Origin of the sequence: Hydrogenoanaerobacterium sp. (assembly GCF_032017025.1) — a bacterium.
Lineage (GTDB): Bacteria > Bacillota > Clostridia > Oscillospirales > Ruminococcaceae > Hydrogenoanaerobacterium.
Genome location: NZ_DALZQO010000031.1, coordinates 11277 through 28678, shown reverse-complemented (window position 1 = coordinate 28678; position 17402 = coordinate 11277). Strand labels below are relative to the sequence as shown.

The following is a 17402-nucleotide window of genomic DNA, read 5'->3' as shown; positions in this document are numbered from 1 at the left end:
ATGAGCTGTTTCATTCGCTGCATCAGGCTTTTGTAGCATCAAAGACTGTATCCGATTTGGTAAATACTTGTGAAAAGGTTTTATACCGACGCATGGAAAAGCACGTTGTTTCGGACCCTTTGCTGTTGGCTACCAAAGTAATTTCTGATAATTATGGACAAATACAAGTGAAAGAAGTTGCCAGACAATCTCATTATAGTGAGCGACAGCTAAACCGATTATTTCTTGTACAAATAGGAATGAATATTAAAAACTACGCACGCTTAACTCGCTTTAATTATGTATTAAAGCACATTCAAGCATCACCTTGCTTTTTTGCGGCATTATCGCAACAAGCCGGATATTTTGACCAAGCTCATTTTGATAAAGATTTTAAGGCTATCAGTGGTGTTACCCCTCAAAAGTATCTGAAAACAATGTCGGATTTTTACTATGACGGAACAGAGATATACGATACAATATCCTCAAAGGAGGATTGAAAAATGAAATATCAAGGTTGTCTTTTAGCGGTTAAGGATATATCCGCTTCTAAGCACTTTTATGAAAAGGTGCTTCATCAAAATGCAGTCATGGATATTGGCGTACATGTGACTTTTGAGGGTTTTTCTCTGCAACAGGGGTATGCCGAACTCGTTGGTATCGCTGTCGATAGTTTGAAAGAACAGTCACATAACTTTCAAGTCTATTTTGAAGTGGAAAATTTAGATGAAGTGTACGCCGAATTGAAAAGGATATCCAGTTTGAAATGGGTACATGAAATCAAAGAATACCCGTGGGGGCAGCGTGACATTCGAGTATATGACCCCGATAAGCATATCGTAGAGATTGCAGAGGATATGAATACGGTTATCAAACGCTTTTTTAATCAGGGCATGTCGCCAGAAGAAGTTGCTACACGCACTATGTTTCCTCTTGAAGTCGTAAAACAGTATGCGTCGTGCTTTGATATGTGACACATGGCGGCTTTGGTAAATCAAAGCCGCTATTTTATTCCAAACAAGATCGGAGGAGACGGACAATGAGTAAATATGAGCCGCTTTGGAAGGCGATAGGTCAACGCACGGAGAACAGCTTCGCGCTGACCTATGCCGAGATTGAACAGATTCTGAGCTTTCCCATCGACCACGCCTTTTTAACACTCAAGAAGGAGCTGCTCGCCTACGGCTACGAGGTGGGTAAGATCTCCATGAAGGCACAGACGGTGACGTTCAAACGCTGCGTTTGACAAGCGGCTGCGTTTCTGCTATCATCGGCTTCACCCATCCAAGAGGAGGAACACTATGAACTGGGAGCCATGGACAGGCTGTTACAAAATAAGTGATGGCTGTACAAATTGCTATTTTTATGGACCGTATGCGAAACGCTATGGTCAAAACACCATACAAAAAACAGATAAATTCGATTGGCCTGTAAGGAAAAACGCAAAAGGCGAATACAATATTAAAGGCAATAAAATTCTTGCAACCTGTTTTGCGACTGACTTTTTTCTGCCCGAAGCGGATGAATGGCGTAAAGAGATTTGGGCAATTATCAAGGAAAGAACAGACATTGATTTTTTGATTTTGACAAAGCGAATTGACCGTTTCCTTGTATCACTTCCGTCCGATTGGGGTACAGGCTATGACAATGTGAATATTGGCTGTACTGTCGAAAATCAAACACTCGCCGATTACAGACTTCCACTCTTTTTATGCTATCCGATAAAGCGGCGTTTTATTGCTTGTGCCCCACTTTTAGAAGCGATAGATTTAACACCGTATATTCATGGAGTAGACCATGTTACCGTTGGCGGCGAAACAGGACGAGAAGCTCGTATGTGTGATTATGATTGGGTTCTTAATATTCGTGAGCAATGCGTAAAAGCAGAAGTGACATTTTGGTTCAAAAATACAGGCTCGCTTTTCAAACGTGACGGTGTAGTGGAAAAAATAAATCCATTTAAGCAAACAGGTATGGCAAAAGAGCTTGGTATCAATATTTTAGATGGCAAGCGGTTGTTTTGACAGGAACAGAATAGTATAAAACATTATTATCTATTTTGTTTAACGAATGTTCTGAACGATCCAAACGAGCACACCCTTTGAAACTGATTTAAATCGTCCACCAGAGAAAAACTCACTAATTATGAAATTGAGCCGTTGCACCTCTACTCGGATGCAACGGCTCTTGCTTTGACTACATTCCGAGTATCGTCCAGAGTATCCTTGCAAAAGGATGGTGAATTTTAATTGAATTAATATACATATAGTGATATAATAATTACAAAATTTGGTTTTAAAGAGGTAACGATATGGATTTAAATAAGCAATGTGATATTGCAAAATCTATGACTGAAAGCAACGCAACTAATGAAATAATCTGTAAACAAGTTATTAACACACCGCAAATAGTTAAACAAGAGTCATGCCAAATTATTGATACTCTATTAAAAAAACATAATCTTCCTTTTGATAAAGGCTTTGGTATTATGAAAGATGACTTTAAAAACATTGCAAACAAATACAATATTGATCCAGCATCGTTGTTTTGGATATATATGGAGTGGTTAAAAAGTGAATAATAATAAAGTTCTTCAAAGCTTACATAATTCTTGGTTATCATTAATATCTCTAATTAAAACGATGTATAAGAAAATGCCCTTTTTAATGATTGTTTTTACATATTTAATGTATAAACTTATTGAAAAATTCGGAAGTTACTCAAATTCTCAAATGTGGATTTTAACATCCGTAATACTCCTTTCTTCAATAGCTATTTATTTAAAATCTCAAAATTACGGTGAGGCAGTTTTATCACTATCAGCTGGCTTATTTACGATATATACTGTGACGTGGTCTAAATCAATTTTTGTTAGTTTTATTTGCATATGGATTGCATTTACTCTAATTGTTTTATTATCATCATCAATAAGAATATCGTCTAAAATAGAAACTATTTATATGGAAGCTGCTTTTGCCCTTGGAACAACGTCTAATAATGATAAGAAATGTGTAAAAGAATTACAAAAAATTTCTGATGATTTAAAAGATAGTGTTTTAGGTCCAATAGAAAAAGCTGAAATTATTCGCCAGTTTTGTTTTAGAAAAATGCAGTTAGATATAATGCCAATTGGTCTAAAATGGGTTAATATTTTTTGGTCGTTAACACGAATCGATTACTTGACTCTTTCTGATTTTGTTTGTATTGTTCTAAAAAATGCATCCATCCTTTCAAGTAGTACTACCGTAGATAACCTATTTGAGTTTATTTATGATGGGATGAAAAAGTCAACAGCTACACCATCTGAGTATATTGATATGTTTAAAAAAACTCGTTATCTTTTAATCAAAAACAAAAATGCAGTTTTATATTTTAAAGCATTAACAGATTACTTTGAAGCAGGATTATGTGAGGAAGAGGGTTTAAAATTCATTTATGACCAAATGAATTTAGAGTAACATTTAAGGCTGTTACTCTAATTTTTATTTATATCTTCCCCACAAGGTTGTAGACGATGGTAATTTCTTGCCGTTCCAAGCCGTCCACCACCGTTTTCTGTCCGACTATTATCTTGTCCACAAGCTTTATCAGCAGTTCTCGGTCAAGTTCTTTCACTCTCATACATTTACGGATAAGAGAAACCCACTCACGGATGTCATTATCGACTTCCTGTGAGTGGGTTAATTGTTCGGCAAGCTGTGCCGCCAGTATTGACTTTTCTTGTTGCTCTTTTTTGTACTTATCCATCATATCCAGTACCATTTCACGTGGGATATCACCAAGCACCATCTCCTCATACAGCTTGGAGATGAGACGCTCTAACTCAGACAATCGGTGGCGCAGAGATTGTAATTTCTTTTCAGAAACTTTCTGCTCGGAGGTGGTATCGGCTTGCTTTTTGCTTTTAATCTCAGCAATTACTGCATCCTCGTCAAGGATAATCAGCCGTGCCTTTTTTCGAATATCACCGAGGATTAAGTCAGAGAAGATACTCTCAAGTGTCCTATGAGGACTACAGATGGCTTTACCACCTTGTGAGTATCCACAGCAGATATATGCGTGATGGTTATTCTTGTGACCATCTTTTCGAGTGTTGCTATCCCTTACGAACTTCATGCTCCTACCGCAATCACCGCATTTCAGCAGACCGGAGAACAGACTGATTTCGCCCTCTTTATTGCTTTTTCCAACAGTTCCTCTATTAGCCAACTTGCAAGCGGTTTCCCAAAGTTCCATGGATATAATCGGCTCATGTGTGCCAACTGCTCTGACCCATTCTTCTTGGGGTCGGTTAACTTGGGTTCTGTTTTTGTAGGAAATAGTGCCTTTCCTCATCTGAACAATGTTTCCGATGTAGGCTTCATTTTTCAAAAGTTCCCTAACAACCACGTCACTCCAACATTTAAGTCCTCGCTTGGGGTTGGGTTTGCCAATGCTGTTGTAGTAGTACTCACGAGGCGGAATAACCTTTTCCTCATTCAATTGTGTGGCTATGGTTCGGTATCCCATGCCTGTGGCTCTCATCTCAAAAATTCTGCGAACGATAGGGGCTGCGTACTCATCAATCAGCAGTGGAGGTTGCCTTTGCTCATTTTTGATATAGCCATAAGGTGCATATGCTCCCATAAAAAATCCACTCTTTGCTCTTGCAACTTTTGCTGATTTTACCTTTTTGCTTTGGTCACGGCTGTACCATTCATTGACCAAGTTTTTAAAAGGCATCAACTCATTTTCTTTTTCAAGGGTGTCAATGCCATCGTTGATTGCAATAAATCTGCATCCCAATGAGGGGAACAGGTAATCGGTATACTCACCGATTTGAATATAGTTTCTGCCAAATCGTGAGAGGTCTTTAACCACCACGCAGTTGATTCTGCCATTTCGAACATCGTCAATCATCCGCTGAAACTGAGGGCGGTCGAAGTTTGTACCTGTCAGCCCATCATCAATATAGCTGTCTATCAGCGTCCAACCTTTCTTTGTGATATAGTCAGTGACGATTGCTCTTTGATTTTCAATGCTTAAACTCTCGCCATCTCGCTCGTCATCACGGGATAGTCTGAGGTATGCTCCTAATTTTAAAGGTCAGCCCATTGATTGCAAAGCGTGTGCCAATCGGTACGGCTGCGGGCGCGTTGTCCTCATTAAATGCATTGATTTGCCGCAATGAGTATGTAGCCTGCTCGCGGTTCACGCCAAAATCATTTACTACTCGGTCGAGCCAAATATCTTCCGCGGTGTCGGCAAAGAGCAAATCAAACATAAAGGCAAGCATATAGTTTTGCTGCGCCACAAGATACGCTGCAGGAGATAGAGTGTTATAAATCACACTGCCCTCTCGCTTGTCAATGTCGGGCGGCACAAGGTCAAGCATTTCTTTCAGTGTCGCATCGTAATCATAGTTTTCAGCCAATCGGTACACCCCTTTCTATGTCAAATTCTCCAAAGTCAGACAGCACCGTAAATTTGATAAAAGCATTCTCACGGTCAAAGGTTAGGGTAAAATCCTCAATCCCTGTTATGCGGTCGTCCTCTGCTAGTGCCTCGGCTATGCGACGCTCGATATCCCCCGCTACGTAACTGCGCCGAGCCCCTATGAGGTCATTCAGCTCTGTACCGTAATCCTTTGAGTAGATAGGATATTCAAATCGTTCCACGCCCAAAATAAAGTTTGCTGACTGCTTTACCGCATCAAGCCCGTCGATCACACCCTCTAACCTATCTCCGTTTAACCGATAAGTTTTGGATGGCTTAAAACCTGTATCCGGGCCGTATGTTTTTAGTACGCTCAAATTATCACACCCTATCTATTACGGTATACTTCTGTCCACCGCGCTTTTGCACAACCGCTACCCTGTCGCCCACTGCAAGCCCTGTTTGGAGCGTTACGGGTACGTTGGTCAGCTTGATACTCTCCACGGTTACAGGTTCGTCATCCTTGTCCTTTGCAATTATCTCAAAACCACTGGTGAGGGTAGTGCTCAACGTTGCCGTGATGGTGCGTAGGTGCTGCGGTATATCTACCATATCCAAGCCAACAGGCAGCGGCTTGTTGTCAATTTTAAGCCCTGCGCCCGTGTATGTAGCATAAATAAGATCAGACATACTTTCATTTTCTAGGTAGTCCCTAACGATGCCCTTAATCACCGTTGCCAAATCAGAGGCCATTGTACCACCGCCCTGTAATCAGATTTAATGTCATTGTGTGCTGCGTTTTACTAAAATTGTGGGTTGCATTTTCCACCATCGCCCACGTGTTAAGCCCTGCGCTGTCGATTTCAACTTTTATACCGCTGCCGCCCATTACACGGGTATCACCGATGCAATCAATCTTTAGGGTTTCGGTTTCTCGGTTTTTAATGGATAGCAACATTTTAGCCCTGTCTATTAGCTGAGCATCGTTGAGGTTGGCAGATACCTTTTCATAAAGCACCAGCTTACCCCACTTTTCAATGTTTGCGCCGTCCTGTACCACATAGGCATCACGCACGCCCTTTTGCTTGTCATCCTTTGCAACCTTGACGTAGTTATAGGTGTCATCATCGATGCTGCGGGTATACTCAAAGTCAGTTGCTAGGCTGCTGTCGCCTATAACAAGGGGCAGCCGTAAATCCAACGTGTCGCGCAAATCCAATGCCCCAAAATTATCGCGCAAGGTATAATAATAGGTGTTGCCGATAAGATTATCCTGTATGGATTGATAAAACATATCGAGATAGGTTTTGTTGTCAAACAGGTATTTACCGAGCATAAACTCGGTTTTATCCACATTTCCAAGCCGCATCCTATCGCCGATGCTGTATGCAACATCGTTTAAAAAGCTGTCCAGCGTCTGCACCTGTCGCATTACGGAGCCTTTTGCCCTTAGATATCTCAGTTGGTCGTAAGCGGTACACTTGTACACCTTTTTGCCTTGCGTAGTCTTGAACAAAAATCCGTAGAATATGTTTGCGTCATTGAAGGTGAAAACTACGGTTGCACCGTTAGGGAAATATTCGCCCACCTCAACCGGATATTCAAATGTAAGCATACTCGCACCGTTGTTCCACGGTGATTGCAATTTAATGTTGTTTGCAATCTCTGAAATATCTGATTTGTTTACAATGAGCATTTAATCACCTACTTTAATGATGCAATGCGAGCCTTGTTTTCTTCGTCCCACTTTTTCTTGTAATTATCGTTTGCATTAGCCATTGCCTCCGCTGCGCTCAAAATCCACTTTTTCGGTGCATCAAGAATATCTTTAGCGCCGTATAAGGCGGCTTCAAGCGCGTTCTTGGGGATTGGCTTAAGCGCAACTTTTGAACCATCTGCTATAGTACAAAGATTTGAAAAGATTTTTCCGGTATTCGGCTCGGTATATTTCAACTGGTTAAATTGTGAAATGCTCATGCCGTTTGTATACTTACTCTGTACGCTATATGGGGTACTGTCTTTGCCATTAAATACAACTGTCTTAGGTGGCGCTGGCACCTTACCCGGGCGTGGAATATACGGCACATCCTCGGTTCTGATTCCGACCTCTACGTACTCCATAAACTTCAAGGTTACATCGTAAACGCCTTTGTACTTTTCTGCTTTGGTATAGCTCTCCAAAAGCACCTGCTTAGATGTCTTGCCGTAGTCCGCGGTAATTATCAACCGCTTAGGGCCTTGTGTATTTAGTGCGCTTTCAAACTTTTTAAAGAGGTTGCGCGCTTCCGTCCATTGATCGTTGTGCTTGCTCTCTTTTTGCTCGGTCAGCTCACATTGTACCGTCCAAGTGTGCAGTTTGCGGCTATCAGCAATAGGGAAATTGCCTTGTTCCAAGCCATCGTATACGGTGATATTGCGGTCGCTGCCTTCGTCAACATTGGTTACACCGTAAATATATGTTTTGTCAAAATAAACCTCATGCATAGCTGTAATCCCCCTGTGCGGTTGCTGCGACTGAATCGGCAAGCCCTGTTGTAACGTAGCTGATAACCTCATCTGCATCAACAGTCTTTTCAATTGTTTGTCCGTAAATGTTAACCTGTGGCGCAAGTGTGGCGGTTGAAAACTTAGCGAAAAACTTAGCCCCGGCAATGTCCATTAGGTATTTTAGGTTTTCTTTTTCAATGTCTACCTCTCCGGTTACCTTTAAGGGGTCAGTGTTTGAGATTTCGACAGGTATATTTTTTAGGGCGGTGCCAGCAGTGTTTTTAAGCCCACTTAAACTCTCGGTCGACAAGCCAGCATCAATGCTTGAAAATGCCTTTGATAGTCCCCATGCGCCTGCCGTCACCGCTGCAATCACTCCAATAGCAGCAGCCCAATTTCCAGTCAATCCACCTACTGCAACAGTTGCCAGCGTTGTCCACAGCGTTGCTGCCATTGTGGCAGCCTTATATGCCAGCAATCCAACGACTACGCCACCAACAACAGGTATTAGCCAATTCGCATTATCTGCCACAAACGCAATACCGTTGCCAACCCTTTCTTTGCGGGTGACGGTCGCAGTGTCGCCCCATAAGGCTTGCAACTGCTGTTTTCCGGATTGTATTGTACCGGGTGGGAATATCATTGCAGCACCCCCTATGGCAGCCGCCTGTAGCGGTCTAAGACAGATGTGTAATCAAGCATAGCGTCGTTTTTAACCACAGTAGCGCCCGCGTCGTAGGTAATGGTTGTGTCTCCCTCGGAAACGCTCTTAACTGCCCCTGTGCCCTGTATTGCTGTCATTCCTTGCGCTGTGCTCCAAGCGATTTCCACCCACGGGTAAAATAAGCCGTCGGGCATCTGTGCTTTAAGCGGTATATTGCAGTAAGATAGGATGCTATCTTTGGCTTGATTGATATAGGATAGGTACTTAGGTTCTGTGGATTGCTCCGCAGTTATGTAACCACGGAGCGCCCACTCATTTAAAACATCAGTCGGTGTTTTCGGCATCAGTTTCACCCTCGCCCGCTTCGGCTTCCGATTCCTCGGCTACCTCTTGCGCGGCTTTTTTCTCGGCTGCGTTTTTCGCTTTTCCTTTTGCAGGCTTGATGGATTCCGGCACATATACCTCAAATCCATCATTGGTGTACTTTGGCACTTTGTCATCGTCCACCAGAAAAATCATTGCGCCCTTTTTAACGTAAGTCATAGCAACCTCCTTATGCCTGCGCTGTAGCAGCAGTGTGGATGTAGATGCCGGAAGTCTCATTGTCTGCGACAATCAGATCGTGGTGAGCACGATAGAAAATGTCGTAAGCATCAGCAGACTGGTTTTCCTGTGGCATAACGATCTTAGAGTTGTTGCGCTTAACCACACCTTTGAGGGAAGCCTGCCGTGCATAGATAAAGTTGATAGGCTTGTTACCCACAATGGGCTTGTAGCCGCCAGAAGTCTGCCCGGAGGTCTTGCCGTCGTTGAGCTGGATAAGGCTGTTAAAGCGCACCTGCGGCACCTTGATAATCGGTGTCACACCGTCAAGCATATTCACCTTGCGGTCAATGTTGCCGGACTGTACCGTGTCAACCGCAATGCGGCGCGACAGTTTGGGGTCGTTTTTCAACATTTCGTATACTGCGTTGGTAACGTAGAGCACACGTCCTTCTTCCGGTACTTCCTTTTCATTGAGAGTTCTCTCTGCAGCGTCGTACAGAGTAAGGATGCTGTCAGCAGCCGCAAGGTCTTTTGATACTAACTGAAAATTCCCTGTCGGTAAGGTGTTTGTTTCTGCTTACGAGATTGTCTATGCCTTTTCTGCCGTTGGCGTAACCGAGGCAACCGCCAAGTTGGTTGATGGTCATAAACATGTCGTTGCCGTTGGAATAAATGTCTGCTTGGATTTCTCCGAAGTGCTCGGATTTGATAAGTTTTAAATCTTGCATATGTACTTCCTTTCTTTTGTCGGTTATGGTAGAATTTGGGGGAAAGGGGGTGAATGCCGTGCTTAACAAAATGGAGCTTAGAATCTTAAGAGTCCTTGACTTGTACAGTTCGATTTATATCGGAACACAAGAACTGCATGGGTATTTTAGATTTTGCGACCTAGATAAAATAAGAGAAGCTGTTTACAACTTGAAAGGGCAAGAGCTTATAGATGAATATCAAAAGCCTGCTTACGGTTACTACATAACTACTGCCGGAAAACACCATCTTCTAAAATTGAAAAAAGAGGATTTAAATAAATTTTGGAAAATAGTTGTCACGCTTATCGGATTGGCGCTTACGGCATTAGGAGTATGGTCGCAATGGCCAAAATAGCTAATGCCACAGAAAACGATGCATAATAATTGCAACAGCGTTAAGTGTGCACATTATCCATAACGCCCAGAACTGCCAATTTTTCATGTTGTGTTTCCTTTCTTTCAAACTATGAAAACTAATAACTACGCATCTACCTCTATGCAGATTTTTGCTGCATGGAGGTATTTTTTTGTTAACCTCTCAACCAAAGCAAGGGCCTCCTCCAAATTCTCAATGCTTTTTACTTTTATGATTATCTCTAATTTCATGTCATGCTCCTTTCTAGCTCATTTGTCTTGCCAGCTTTGCGACAGATATGTAGTTATGGGTAAACTCAAACAGCTTATTTACCGTTGCATAGTCAAGCCCGCAAAATGTAGCTACTTCTTTTTTGTTAAGCATTGATTTGCCGGGGAACGACGCTAAAATCAATTCGAGATTGTCTCGGTATGATTCTTTTTCACGTGGCACGTTAACACCTCCTTGACATAGGCACTTCCAACTCAGTTAGAATTTCATCAGCTATCTCTGCAACGTTATCTGCGTAACCAGCTGTATAGTTGCCGCTCAAAATGCTAGAAAACATTCCCTCGGTTAGAGATGGGTACGAGCGTTTTTTTACTTCTTGCCAAAGCCATCTTTGCGTTTTAGAAAGCCTTAAAAGCCTCACTTTAATGTCATATCGCAAAATATCACCTCCATAATAAGTTTTATTTTAGAAACCTCTTGCAAAATTTCAGCAAATATGGTAATGTAAAGATAACTTAATTAGGCGCACTTTTATACAGCTTGTTGCAATTGTGAGTTGCACTAAGCTCGATTTTCTTTTGCCAATTTTGAATAAGAAGTTTCTATATGCCTATTATAGGTTATGTAAACATTACTGTCAATAGAATAAGTTACGTTTACATAACTTTATGAAATATGCATATACTATGGAGGTTGTTGTTGTGTTTTATGATCGTTTTTGCCATCTATGTACCTTAAAGGGAGTGTCCCCATCTCGTGCTGGATTAGATATTGGTGTAAGCAAAACATCAGTAAATGGTTGGAAAAATGGTCGTACAATTTCCTCAGACAACTTGCAGGCGCTGGCCGAATACTTTGAGGTATCTGTTGATTATCTGCTTGGCAACACAGATATCAAAACTCCGCCCGATAACAAAGAGGCGATTGATGATGAATTAATCGTTTTGGCTCGTCGCGTGGGAGAAGTCCCCGAAGAAGACAGAAAAAGAATATACAAAACCTTTGAAAGCACCATTGACCTATATCTCGAAGCGATTAAAAAGGATAAGAAATAATGACACCAGATTTTGCACGCAGCAAACGTTATGCTACGCAACTGCTATTAAAGCAAAAGCTAGAAACCACTTTGATAAATGCAAAAGACCTTGACTTAGATTTTCCTGTGTATTTTGATACCATACAAAACTATTGTAAAACTGTAGACATCTTGCCATCCCAGCTAATGGTTAACGGCAATCTTCCGCTTGGATGGTCATTGAGAAAACAAGGGTATTGTGTTGTCCTGTACAACGATAAACTTTATGGAGATCGCCTTAACTGGACAATTGCCCACGAGATAGGGCACATATATTTAGGGCACGACGAAAGCGATCCGGTTCAAGAGATAGAAGCACATTTTTTTGCTGCGCAGATATTATCTCCGGAGGTCGCTATTAGACAAATATGGAGACGCAACGGAGACATCGCGGCAGATGATGTAAATGAGTTTTTTAAAGTGTCTTATACCGCAGCGCAAAAAAGAGTTAATCTCATAAAAAGAACATCATGCATTATAACTAAAGAGGATAAGGCAATTCTAGAAATGTTAGAGCAGTATATAAATGAGCTTCGTTTTGATGAACCTTATCTTAGAAATTGCATGAGCTTCATGTATGCAAAATAAAAAAGACCATCCAGAGTTCGTACCTCTGAACGGTCAACGCAAAACCCACAAGCGCAAAACAAGGGGCAATTCTGCCCTTTTATAATAACATAAAAGGATGTGTAAATCAATGGAATGTAAAAAGTGCAAAGAAAAAATACCTGATAAAAGCTTGTATTGTATGCACTGCGGTTCCCCGCAAAAGCGAGATAAAAAGAAAAAGATGTACCAGCGGCCGGATGGGCTGTTTGAAAAAGTAATAACCAAAGACGGAACCCGAATCCCGTTTAGGGGGCGGTCTGAATCTGAGGTGAACCGAAAAATCCTAGAATATAGTGGGAACGTCGAAAAAGGCAGGCTGTTTTCAGTTGTCGCGAAAGAATGGAAGGACGAACATTTTGCTGGCGTTGAGCATAACACAATTAGAGGGTATGAAGCAGCTTACAACCGATCTGTGAAAAAATTTGGAAGCAGAAGAACAAAGGAAATTACTACAAAAGATATATCAAATTATATTAATGAATTTGCTGCTGAGGGATATGCTCAAAAAACAGTTAAAAATCAACTGTCCGTATTTCATCTAATTTTCAAAAAAGCAATCAAGGATGGGGAGTTAGATTACAACCCTGCTGATAATGTAGATATCCCAAAAAACCTACCGAAGAAGAAAAGAGCAATCCCAACAGAAGAAGAAATTGAAGTAGTTAAAAATTCAGTTAATTGCACATTTGGACTTTTTGCTTATTTTTTGTTGTATACGGGATGCCGCAGAGGTGAAGCCTTAGCATTGCAATATAAAGATGTTGATAGAGATAAAAAAATTATATCAATTACCAAGTCTGTTTACCATGTAAAAAACAAGCCGCACATAAAGCAGCCCAAAACAGATGCAGGAACCCGCGATATAATTTTGATCGACAAGCTCTTAGAGGTTCTGCCAGAAGGCAAAAAGGGTGATTATATTTTTTCGAAAAATGGTTCTGTACCGCTAACCGATAAGGAATGCCGGAGGCAATGGGAGCTTTACCAGCGAGAGACAGGATTGACCATTACGCCGCATCAGCTCCGTCACGCGTACGCGACAATATTGTTTGAAGCTGGGGTGGACGAAAAGGACGCGCAGGAGCTCTTGGGACACGCAAGTATAGCGATGACCAAAGATGTGTACACGCATATCAGCAAAAAGCGTAAAGATAAAACCGCCGAACTATTAAATAAGTTTGACGGTTAATTTAAAACTTTCGACTGTGCATTTTCTGTGTACAAATATGTCAAATACAATCCAAATAAACACAATAATATCAGACTTAAATTCCGCACAAATATAACAAAAAACCGCTTAAACTAGCCATTCAAGCCAATGTTTAAGCGGTCTTTTAGTGGTGGAGGCGACGGGAATTGAACCCGTGTCCGAAAACCAATCCATACAAGCATCTCCGAGTGCAGTTTATCGTTTAAAATTCCCTCAGCAAACCGCCGATAAACAGGCTGCGAGCATGTTGGTAGCCCCTGATACAATCTGCCTTACGAGGCACTCGGACAGATCGTTCACCACTAATCGACGCCTTATCTGAGACCGTGGTCCTCCTCAGTAAGACGGCTGCTATTTAAGCAGCTACTAATTCGTTAGAGTTAGCGTTTATATTTATTTTACACATTTTAAAGAGGTTGTGTGCCTCTACTCGCTTCTCATACTTCATAATCCCCGTCGAAACCTTTACGCCCCCAAATTAGCGGCTTTCCGCCGGTTTAACCTCTGCTGCGCTCTTTCATGGTGCGGTCAATGTCGCGTTTCGCATCGCGTTTTGCAATATCATCGCGCTTATCGTACTGCTTCTTGCCCTTGCAAAGCCCCAGCTGAATTTTGACACGCGAGCCCTTAAAATACATAGAGAGGGGCACCAGTGTATATTGCATCTGCTTTACCTGCCCGTAGAGTTTGGCAATTTCACGGCGGTGCATCAGCAGTTTGCGCTCACGCAATGGGTCTTTGTTAAAGATGTTACCCTTTTCATACGGGCTGATGTGCATACCGATGACAAACAACTCACCATTTTTGATATCACACCAGCAGTCCTTGAGGTTGACGTTACCTTGCCGGATGGATTTGACTTCAGTACCAAACAGCTCAATTCCTGTTTCGTAGCTTTCAATTACAAAATAATCGTGATAAGCCTTACGGTTTGCCGCAATTGTTTTGGTGTTTTCGCGTTGCATCTCCATCCCTCCCCTCGGATTCTTTATTATACTTGAAATCGGTGCTTTTGTCAATCCGGACTACAGGGAGCGAAGCAAGCCATGTGGCTCCGGGGGCTTACCCGCGAAACACCCATAGCTTGCTCAGCACAAAATTCACCACAATGGTAACTGCAACAACAGGCAGTTTCAAAACAATTTTATTGATACCCATAAACCATTGCTGCAAAAAATACATGGCAACCAGTGAAATTGCCAGTGTAATAAGATTTACCACAATAAATTTGATGAGCTCGCGGCTGAAAAATTTGCTCTTGCTGCGGAATGTCCAGCTGCGGTTGACAATATAGCTATTGAGCGTACCGCAAGCATAACCGACCACCTGTGCAGCATAGAGGTTCACTGAAAACAGTGTAATCAAAACCGTATACACCACAAAATCGATTACTGTGTTTATACCACCCGTAATTCCGAATTTTATAAATTTTTTCAAATCATCTGATGTAAATTTCTCCGGCAATGTGAACACCCCCTGTCAATGCTACGTGCAACCCGCTTTGTTATTCTGCCCGCTTTTTGGCAAGCATAGTCTGTCGCACTGCATATCATAGCATTTCGGGAGGTATTCGTCAACTGCGGTTCGCGCATTTAGTCATCCAGGATTTGTCCATCGGTGCTGATGGTAAACACCTGCCATGGAATCATTTTACCGCAGTTTTGCAGCGCGGTTTTTGCCGCATGCTCAATACCGCCGCAGCAGGGCACCTCCATACGCACAATGGTAACACTTTTGATGCTATTATGTCTTAAAATTTCGGTTAGCTTTTCGCTGTATTCGCCCTCGTCCAGTTTGGGGCATCCGATGATCGTAATGCGGTTCTTAATAAAACGGCCATGGAAGTCGCCATAGGCATATGCGGTGCAATCTGCCGCGATGAGCAGGTTCGCTCCGTCAAAATACGGCGCATTTACCGGCACCAGCTTAATTTGTACCGGCCACTGGTTGAGCTGCGATGCAACCGGTGCCGCATCGATGTTGTACATGGTTTGTACCTGAACAGGCTTGTGCTCAATGCTCTTCGATTGTGTCCCCGGGCAGCCGCAGGGCAATTTTTGTGCTTGTTTTTTTGCCTGATTGGCTTTCACCGCCTCTTCATCAAACTCTGCCGCTTCGCGTTCTTCAAACGTAATCGCACCTGTTGGGCAGACAGGCAGGCAGTTCCCCAGCCCATCGCAGTAATCATCCCGCAGCAGCTTTGCCTTACCGTTCACCATACCAATTGCATCCTCATGGCAGGCCTGAGCACAAAGTCCGCATCCGTTACACAGTTCCTCATTAATTTTTATAATTTTACGGATCATATTTCAAATCTCCTTTGTTTCATATTGTATCCTTAGTATACAGGACATCTTAGTAAGATTCAGTTGCATTTGCAACAAATCATAATAAAATGCAGTTTACAAAAGATATTGCCTTGAAGCCAAGAGATAGAGATAAAACACCCCCGGACAGGAAGCTCGTCCAGTCCGGGGGGTAATGTTATATTTCACTTCTGCCTTCCAGTGCACGGAACAGCGTCACCTCGTCGGCATACTCCAGGTTACCGCCAACGGGAATGCCATAAGCAAGGCGTGTTACCTTTACACCGAGAGGCTTGAGCAGGCGCGATAGGTACATCGCGGTCGCTTCCCCCTCCACGGTGGGGTTGGTCGCCATAATTACTTCCAGCACGCCCCCCTGCCCAATGCGGGCAAGCAGCTCCTTAACATACAGCTGATCGGGCCCAACGCTGTTCATGGGCGAAATAAGCCCGTGCAGCACATGGTACACTCCGTTGTATTCACGGGTACGTTCAAAGGCAAGTACATCCTGTGGGGTTTCCACCACACATATGGTGGTTTTATCGCGTGCTTCCTCGCTGCAAATGGGGCATTTTTCGCTGTCGGTAAGGTTTTGGCATATACTGCAGCGGCTGATCTTCTCGCGCGCATCCAAAATACAGCGTGCAAAATCCTCCGCTTTATCGCCCGGCATGTTCAGCACATGGTAGGCAAGGCGCTGTGCGCTTTTTTTTCCAATACCGGGCAGACGCTCAAAATGCTCAATCAATCGCGTAAGCGGCAAAACATTGTAAGCCATTTCAATTAAAACATTCCGGGTACATTCAGTCCGCCGGAAATTTTCTCCATCTCTTTGTTTGCAACTTCTTCCACAGTACGGATTGCTTCGTTAACTCCGGCCATGATCAGATCTTGCAGCATCTCAATATCCTCGGGGTCAACCACTTCGGGCTTGATGGTGAGCGATTTGATCACCTTTTTACCGGTGATAACAACCTCAACCGCACCACCGCCTGAAGTAATGGTAGTTTCCATTGCCTCCAGCTCTTCCGATTTCTTCGCCATATCCTCTTGGATTTTCTGTGCCTGGCGGATCATCTGCTGCATGTTGCCAGGTCCGCCGCCAAAGCCTTGTGGTAATCTTGCTTTCATAATTATATCCTCCGTAGCTAAGTATCTTTTTATTTATTTGCAACACGATTACTCGCGTTGTTTACTTAATTTCAATTGGAAGCCCCGCATCCTGCACCAGCTTGGTTAACTCATCCAACGGGTCTTTCTTCTGCTTTTCAGCGGGAGTGCTGCCCTTTTTATAAGGACCGAGACGATATTTTTTGCCTGTCTGCTCAAAAAGCGCATCGCGCAGCGTAGTCTTGGAAACTTCGCTTTGACGGATGAGTGAAAAGAACAGCTGATCATTGCAATCGATCAGGCAGATATCACCTTGAATAAATGCAGACGAGCCACGCAGTGTACCGGTAAGCGCCGGATTGGTCTTTGCCAGACGCGCCAGCACTTCGCTCCAGTCCTGCATTGGAACAACTGTATTTACCGAATCTACGGCATCGTTTCTCCCGCCGTTTTCCGAATCGTCCTCCATAAACGGCTGAGTCTCCCCCGGCGCCGGCGTCGGCACATCAACTTTTGTATGCTGCCCGCTTTCTGCCGCATGGCTTGTTTTCGCACCTGCAGTTTTGGTGTGCGATTCCTCTTGTCCGCCTTTTATACGAATATTTCCCGTTTTTACAGCGGTTTCAAGCTGTTCAAGGCGCACCAGAAGCGATTCTGCAGTGGAAT

Annotated in this window: 28 protein-coding genes, 1 other RNA gene and 1 pseudogene; 10 read left to right on the top strand and 20 right to left on the bottom strand. The window is 42.9% G+C overall.

All coding sequences use genetic code 11. From position 1 onward, the window contains the following. From RTV33_RS14420 to RTV33_RS14395, 6 genes are all read left to right on the top strand, one after another. Positions 1 to 479: AraC family transcriptional regulator (locus tag RTV33_RS14420; protein WP_312645389.1), on the top strand; the 479-nt coding region annotated here is incomplete at its 5' end. A gap of 3 nt (positions 480 to 482) precedes the next feature. Beyond that, positions 483 to 953, top strand: coding sequence for a VOC family protein (locus RTV33_RS14415; RefSeq protein WP_312645387.1), 471 nt, complete (start codon positions 483 to 485; stop codon positions 951 to 953). Positions 954 to 1018: 65 nt separating this feature from the next. Then, a complete protein-coding gene (locus tag RTV33_RS14410; protein ID WP_312645385.1) occupies positions 1019 to 1225 on the top strand; it encodes a hypothetical protein in 207 nt (68 codons plus the stop codon). Between the two features lie 55 nt (positions 1226 to 1280). Beyond that, positions 1281 to 2003, top strand: coding sequence for a DUF5131 family protein (locus RTV33_RS14405; RefSeq protein WP_312645383.1), 723 nt, complete (start codon positions 1281 to 1283; stop codon positions 2001 to 2003). Between the two features lie 287 nt (positions 2004 to 2290). Next, complete coding sequence (locus RTV33_RS14400; protein ID WP_312645381.1) at positions 2291 to 2560, top strand: hypothetical protein; 270 nt, start codon at positions 2291 to 2293, stop codon at positions 2558 to 2560. Further along, entirely contained in the window at positions 2553 to 3437 is an 885-nt protein-coding gene (locus RTV33_RS14395) for a hypothetical protein (protein WP_312645379.1), read from the top strand. The genes RTV33_RS14400 and RTV33_RS14395 overlap by 8 nt, the downstream gene beginning before the upstream one ends. Positions 3438 to 3465: 28 nt before the next feature. On the opposite strand, the gene RTV33_RS14390 is transcribed toward RTV33_RS14395, so the two are convergent. From RTV33_RS14390 to RTV33_RS14340, 11 genes are all read right to left on the bottom strand, one after another. Continuing rightward, on the bottom strand, positions 3466 to 4998 hold the full coding sequence (locus RTV33_RS14390; RefSeq protein ID WP_312645391.1) for a recombinase family protein: 1533 nt from the start codon (positions 4996 to 4998) through the stop codon (positions 3466 to 3468). A 28-nt stretch (positions 4999 to 5026) separates the two neighbouring features. Then, positions 5027 to 5392, bottom strand: a complete 366-nt coding sequence (locus RTV33_RS14385; RefSeq protein ID WP_312645377.1) for a baseplate J/gp47 family protein — start codon at positions 5390 to 5392, stop codon at positions 5027 to 5029. Next, positions 5385 to 5771 carry a DUF2634 domain-containing protein gene (locus tag RTV33_RS14380; protein ID WP_312645375.1) on the bottom strand — a complete coding sequence of 129 codons (387 nt, stop codon included), beginning with the start codon at positions 5769 to 5771 and terminating at the stop codon, positions 5385 to 5387. Before RTV33_RS14380 ends, RTV33_RS14385 begins: the two co-directional genes overlap by 8 nt. Before the next feature lie 4 nt (positions 5772 to 5775). Then, positions 5776 to 6147, bottom strand: a complete 372-nt coding sequence (locus RTV33_RS14375; RefSeq protein WP_312645374.1) for a DUF2577 family protein — start codon at positions 6145 to 6147, stop codon at positions 5776 to 5778. Continuing rightward, a complete protein-coding gene (locus tag RTV33_RS14370) occupies positions 6137 to 7090 on the bottom strand; it encodes a hypothetical protein (protein ID WP_312645372.1) in 954 nt (317 codons plus the stop codon). Before RTV33_RS14370 ends, RTV33_RS14375 begins: the two co-directional genes overlap by 11 nt. An 8-nt stretch (positions 7091 to 7098) precedes the next feature. Next, complete coding sequence (locus RTV33_RS14365; RefSeq protein ID WP_312645370.1) at positions 7099 to 7878, bottom strand: hypothetical protein; 780 nt, start codon at positions 7876 to 7878, stop codon at positions 7099 to 7101. After that, on the bottom strand, positions 7871 to 8524 hold the full coding sequence (locus RTV33_RS14360; RefSeq protein ID WP_312645368.1) for a hypothetical protein: 654 nt from the start codon (positions 8522 to 8524) through the stop codon (positions 7871 to 7873). The genes RTV33_RS14365 and RTV33_RS14360 overlap by 8 nt, the downstream gene beginning before the upstream one ends. Positions 8525 to 8535: 11 nt before the next feature. Beyond that, positions 8536 to 8889 (bottom strand): hypothetical protein, encoded by a 354-nt coding sequence (locus RTV33_RS14355; RefSeq protein WP_312645366.1) that lies wholly within the window; start codon positions 8887 to 8889, stop codon positions 8536 to 8538. Next, positions 8870 to 9088: a hypothetical protein gene (locus RTV33_RS14350; RefSeq protein WP_312645364.1), complete on the bottom strand. Its 219-nt coding sequence runs from the start codon at positions 9086 to 9088 to the stop codon at positions 8870 to 8872. The genes RTV33_RS14355 and RTV33_RS14350 overlap by 20 nt, the downstream gene beginning before the upstream one ends. A gap of 10 nt (positions 9089 to 9098) precedes the next feature. Then, complete coding sequence (locus RTV33_RS14345) at positions 9099 to 9533, bottom strand: hypothetical protein (RefSeq protein WP_312645361.1); 435 nt, start codon at positions 9531 to 9533, stop codon at positions 9099 to 9101. A gap of 70 nt (positions 9534 to 9603) precedes the next feature. Then, on the bottom strand, positions 9604 to 9819 hold the full coding sequence (locus tag RTV33_RS14340; RefSeq protein WP_312645359.1) for a hypothetical protein: 216 nt from the start codon (positions 9817 to 9819) through the stop codon (positions 9604 to 9606). 58 nt (positions 9820 to 9877) lie between these two features. Here RTV33_RS14340 and RTV33_RS14335 point away from each other — a divergent pair, with 58 nt between their 5' ends. Further along, positions 9878 to 10195: a hypothetical protein gene (locus RTV33_RS14335; protein ID WP_312645357.1), complete on the top strand. Its 318-nt coding sequence runs from the start codon at positions 9878 to 9880 to the stop codon at positions 10193 to 10195. Positions 10196 to 10320: 125 nt separating this feature from the next. Here the strand turns inward: RTV33_RS14335 and RTV33_RS14330 are convergent, their stop codons facing one another. Both RTV33_RS14330 and RTV33_RS14325 read right to left on the bottom strand, forming a co-directional pair. After that, on the bottom strand, positions 10321 to 10446 hold the full coding sequence (locus tag RTV33_RS14330; RefSeq protein WP_312645355.1) for a hypothetical protein: 126 nt from the start codon (positions 10444 to 10446) through the stop codon (positions 10321 to 10323). A gap of 13 nt (positions 10447 to 10459) precedes the next feature. Next, positions 10460 to 10648, bottom strand: coding sequence for a hypothetical protein (locus RTV33_RS14325; protein WP_312645353.1), 189 nt, complete (start codon positions 10646 to 10648; stop codon positions 10460 to 10462). 479 nt (positions 10649 to 11127) lie between these two features. Here RTV33_RS14325 and RTV33_RS14320 point away from each other — a divergent pair, with 479 nt between their 5' ends. The 3 genes from RTV33_RS14320 (at position 11128) to RTV33_RS14310 (ending at position 13299) form a co-directional block, all read left to right on the top strand. Continuing rightward, positions 11128 to 11481, top strand: coding sequence for a helix-turn-helix transcriptional regulator (locus RTV33_RS14320; RefSeq protein ID WP_312645351.1), 354 nt, complete (start codon positions 11128 to 11130; stop codon positions 11479 to 11481). Further along, positions 11481 to 12089, top strand: coding sequence for an ImmA/IrrE family metallo-endopeptidase (locus RTV33_RS14315; RefSeq protein WP_312645350.1), 609 nt, complete (start codon positions 11481 to 11483; stop codon positions 12087 to 12089). Before RTV33_RS14320 ends, RTV33_RS14315 begins: the two co-directional genes overlap by 1 nt. A gap of 109 nt (positions 12090 to 12198) precedes the next feature. After that, positions 12199 to 13299: a tyrosine-type recombinase/integrase gene (locus RTV33_RS14310; protein ID WP_312645348.1), complete on the top strand. Its 1101-nt coding sequence runs from the start codon at positions 12199 to 12201 to the stop codon at positions 13297 to 13299. A 149-nt stretch (positions 13300 to 13448) separates the two neighbouring features. On the opposite strand, the gene ssrA is transcribed toward RTV33_RS14310, so the two are convergent. From ssrA to RTV33_RS14275, 7 genes and pseudogenes are all read right to left on the bottom strand, one after another. Then, positions 13449 to 13795: a transfer-messenger RNA gene (gene ssrA / locus RTV33_RS14305) on the bottom strand. Between the two features lie 22 nt (positions 13796 to 13817). Continuing rightward, positions 13818 to 14285 (bottom strand): SsrA-binding protein SmpB, encoded by a 468-nt coding sequence (gene smpB / locus RTV33_RS14300; RefSeq protein WP_312645346.1) that lies wholly within the window; start codon positions 14283 to 14285, stop codon positions 13818 to 13820. Positions 14286 to 14382: 97 nt separating this feature from the next. Further along, positions 14383 to 14784: a GtrA family protein gene (locus tag RTV33_RS14295; protein ID WP_312645344.1), complete on the bottom strand. Its 402-nt coding sequence runs from the start codon at positions 14782 to 14784 to the stop codon at positions 14383 to 14385. A gap of 128 nt (positions 14785 to 14912) precedes the next feature. Next, positions 14913 to 15626: a 4Fe-4S binding protein gene (locus RTV33_RS14290; protein ID WP_312645342.1), complete on the bottom strand. Its 714-nt coding sequence runs from the start codon at positions 15624 to 15626 to the stop codon at positions 14913 to 14915. A gap of 178 nt (positions 15627 to 15804) precedes the next feature. After that, complete coding sequence (gene recR, locus RTV33_RS14285) at positions 15805 to 16404, bottom strand: recombination mediator RecR (protein WP_312645340.1); 600 nt, start codon at positions 16402 to 16404, stop codon at positions 15805 to 15807. Positions 16405 to 16409: 5 nt separating this feature from the next. After that, positions 16410 to 16757 carry a YbaB/EbfC family nucleoid-associated protein gene (locus tag RTV33_RS14280; protein WP_312645337.1) on the bottom strand — a complete coding sequence of 116 codons (348 nt, stop codon included), beginning with the start codon at positions 16755 to 16757 and terminating at the stop codon, positions 16410 to 16412. A 61-nt stretch (positions 16758 to 16818) separates the two neighbouring features. Next, a pseudogene (locus RTV33_RS14275) lies at positions 16819 to 17402 on the bottom strand (hypothetical protein); the annotation flags it as partial.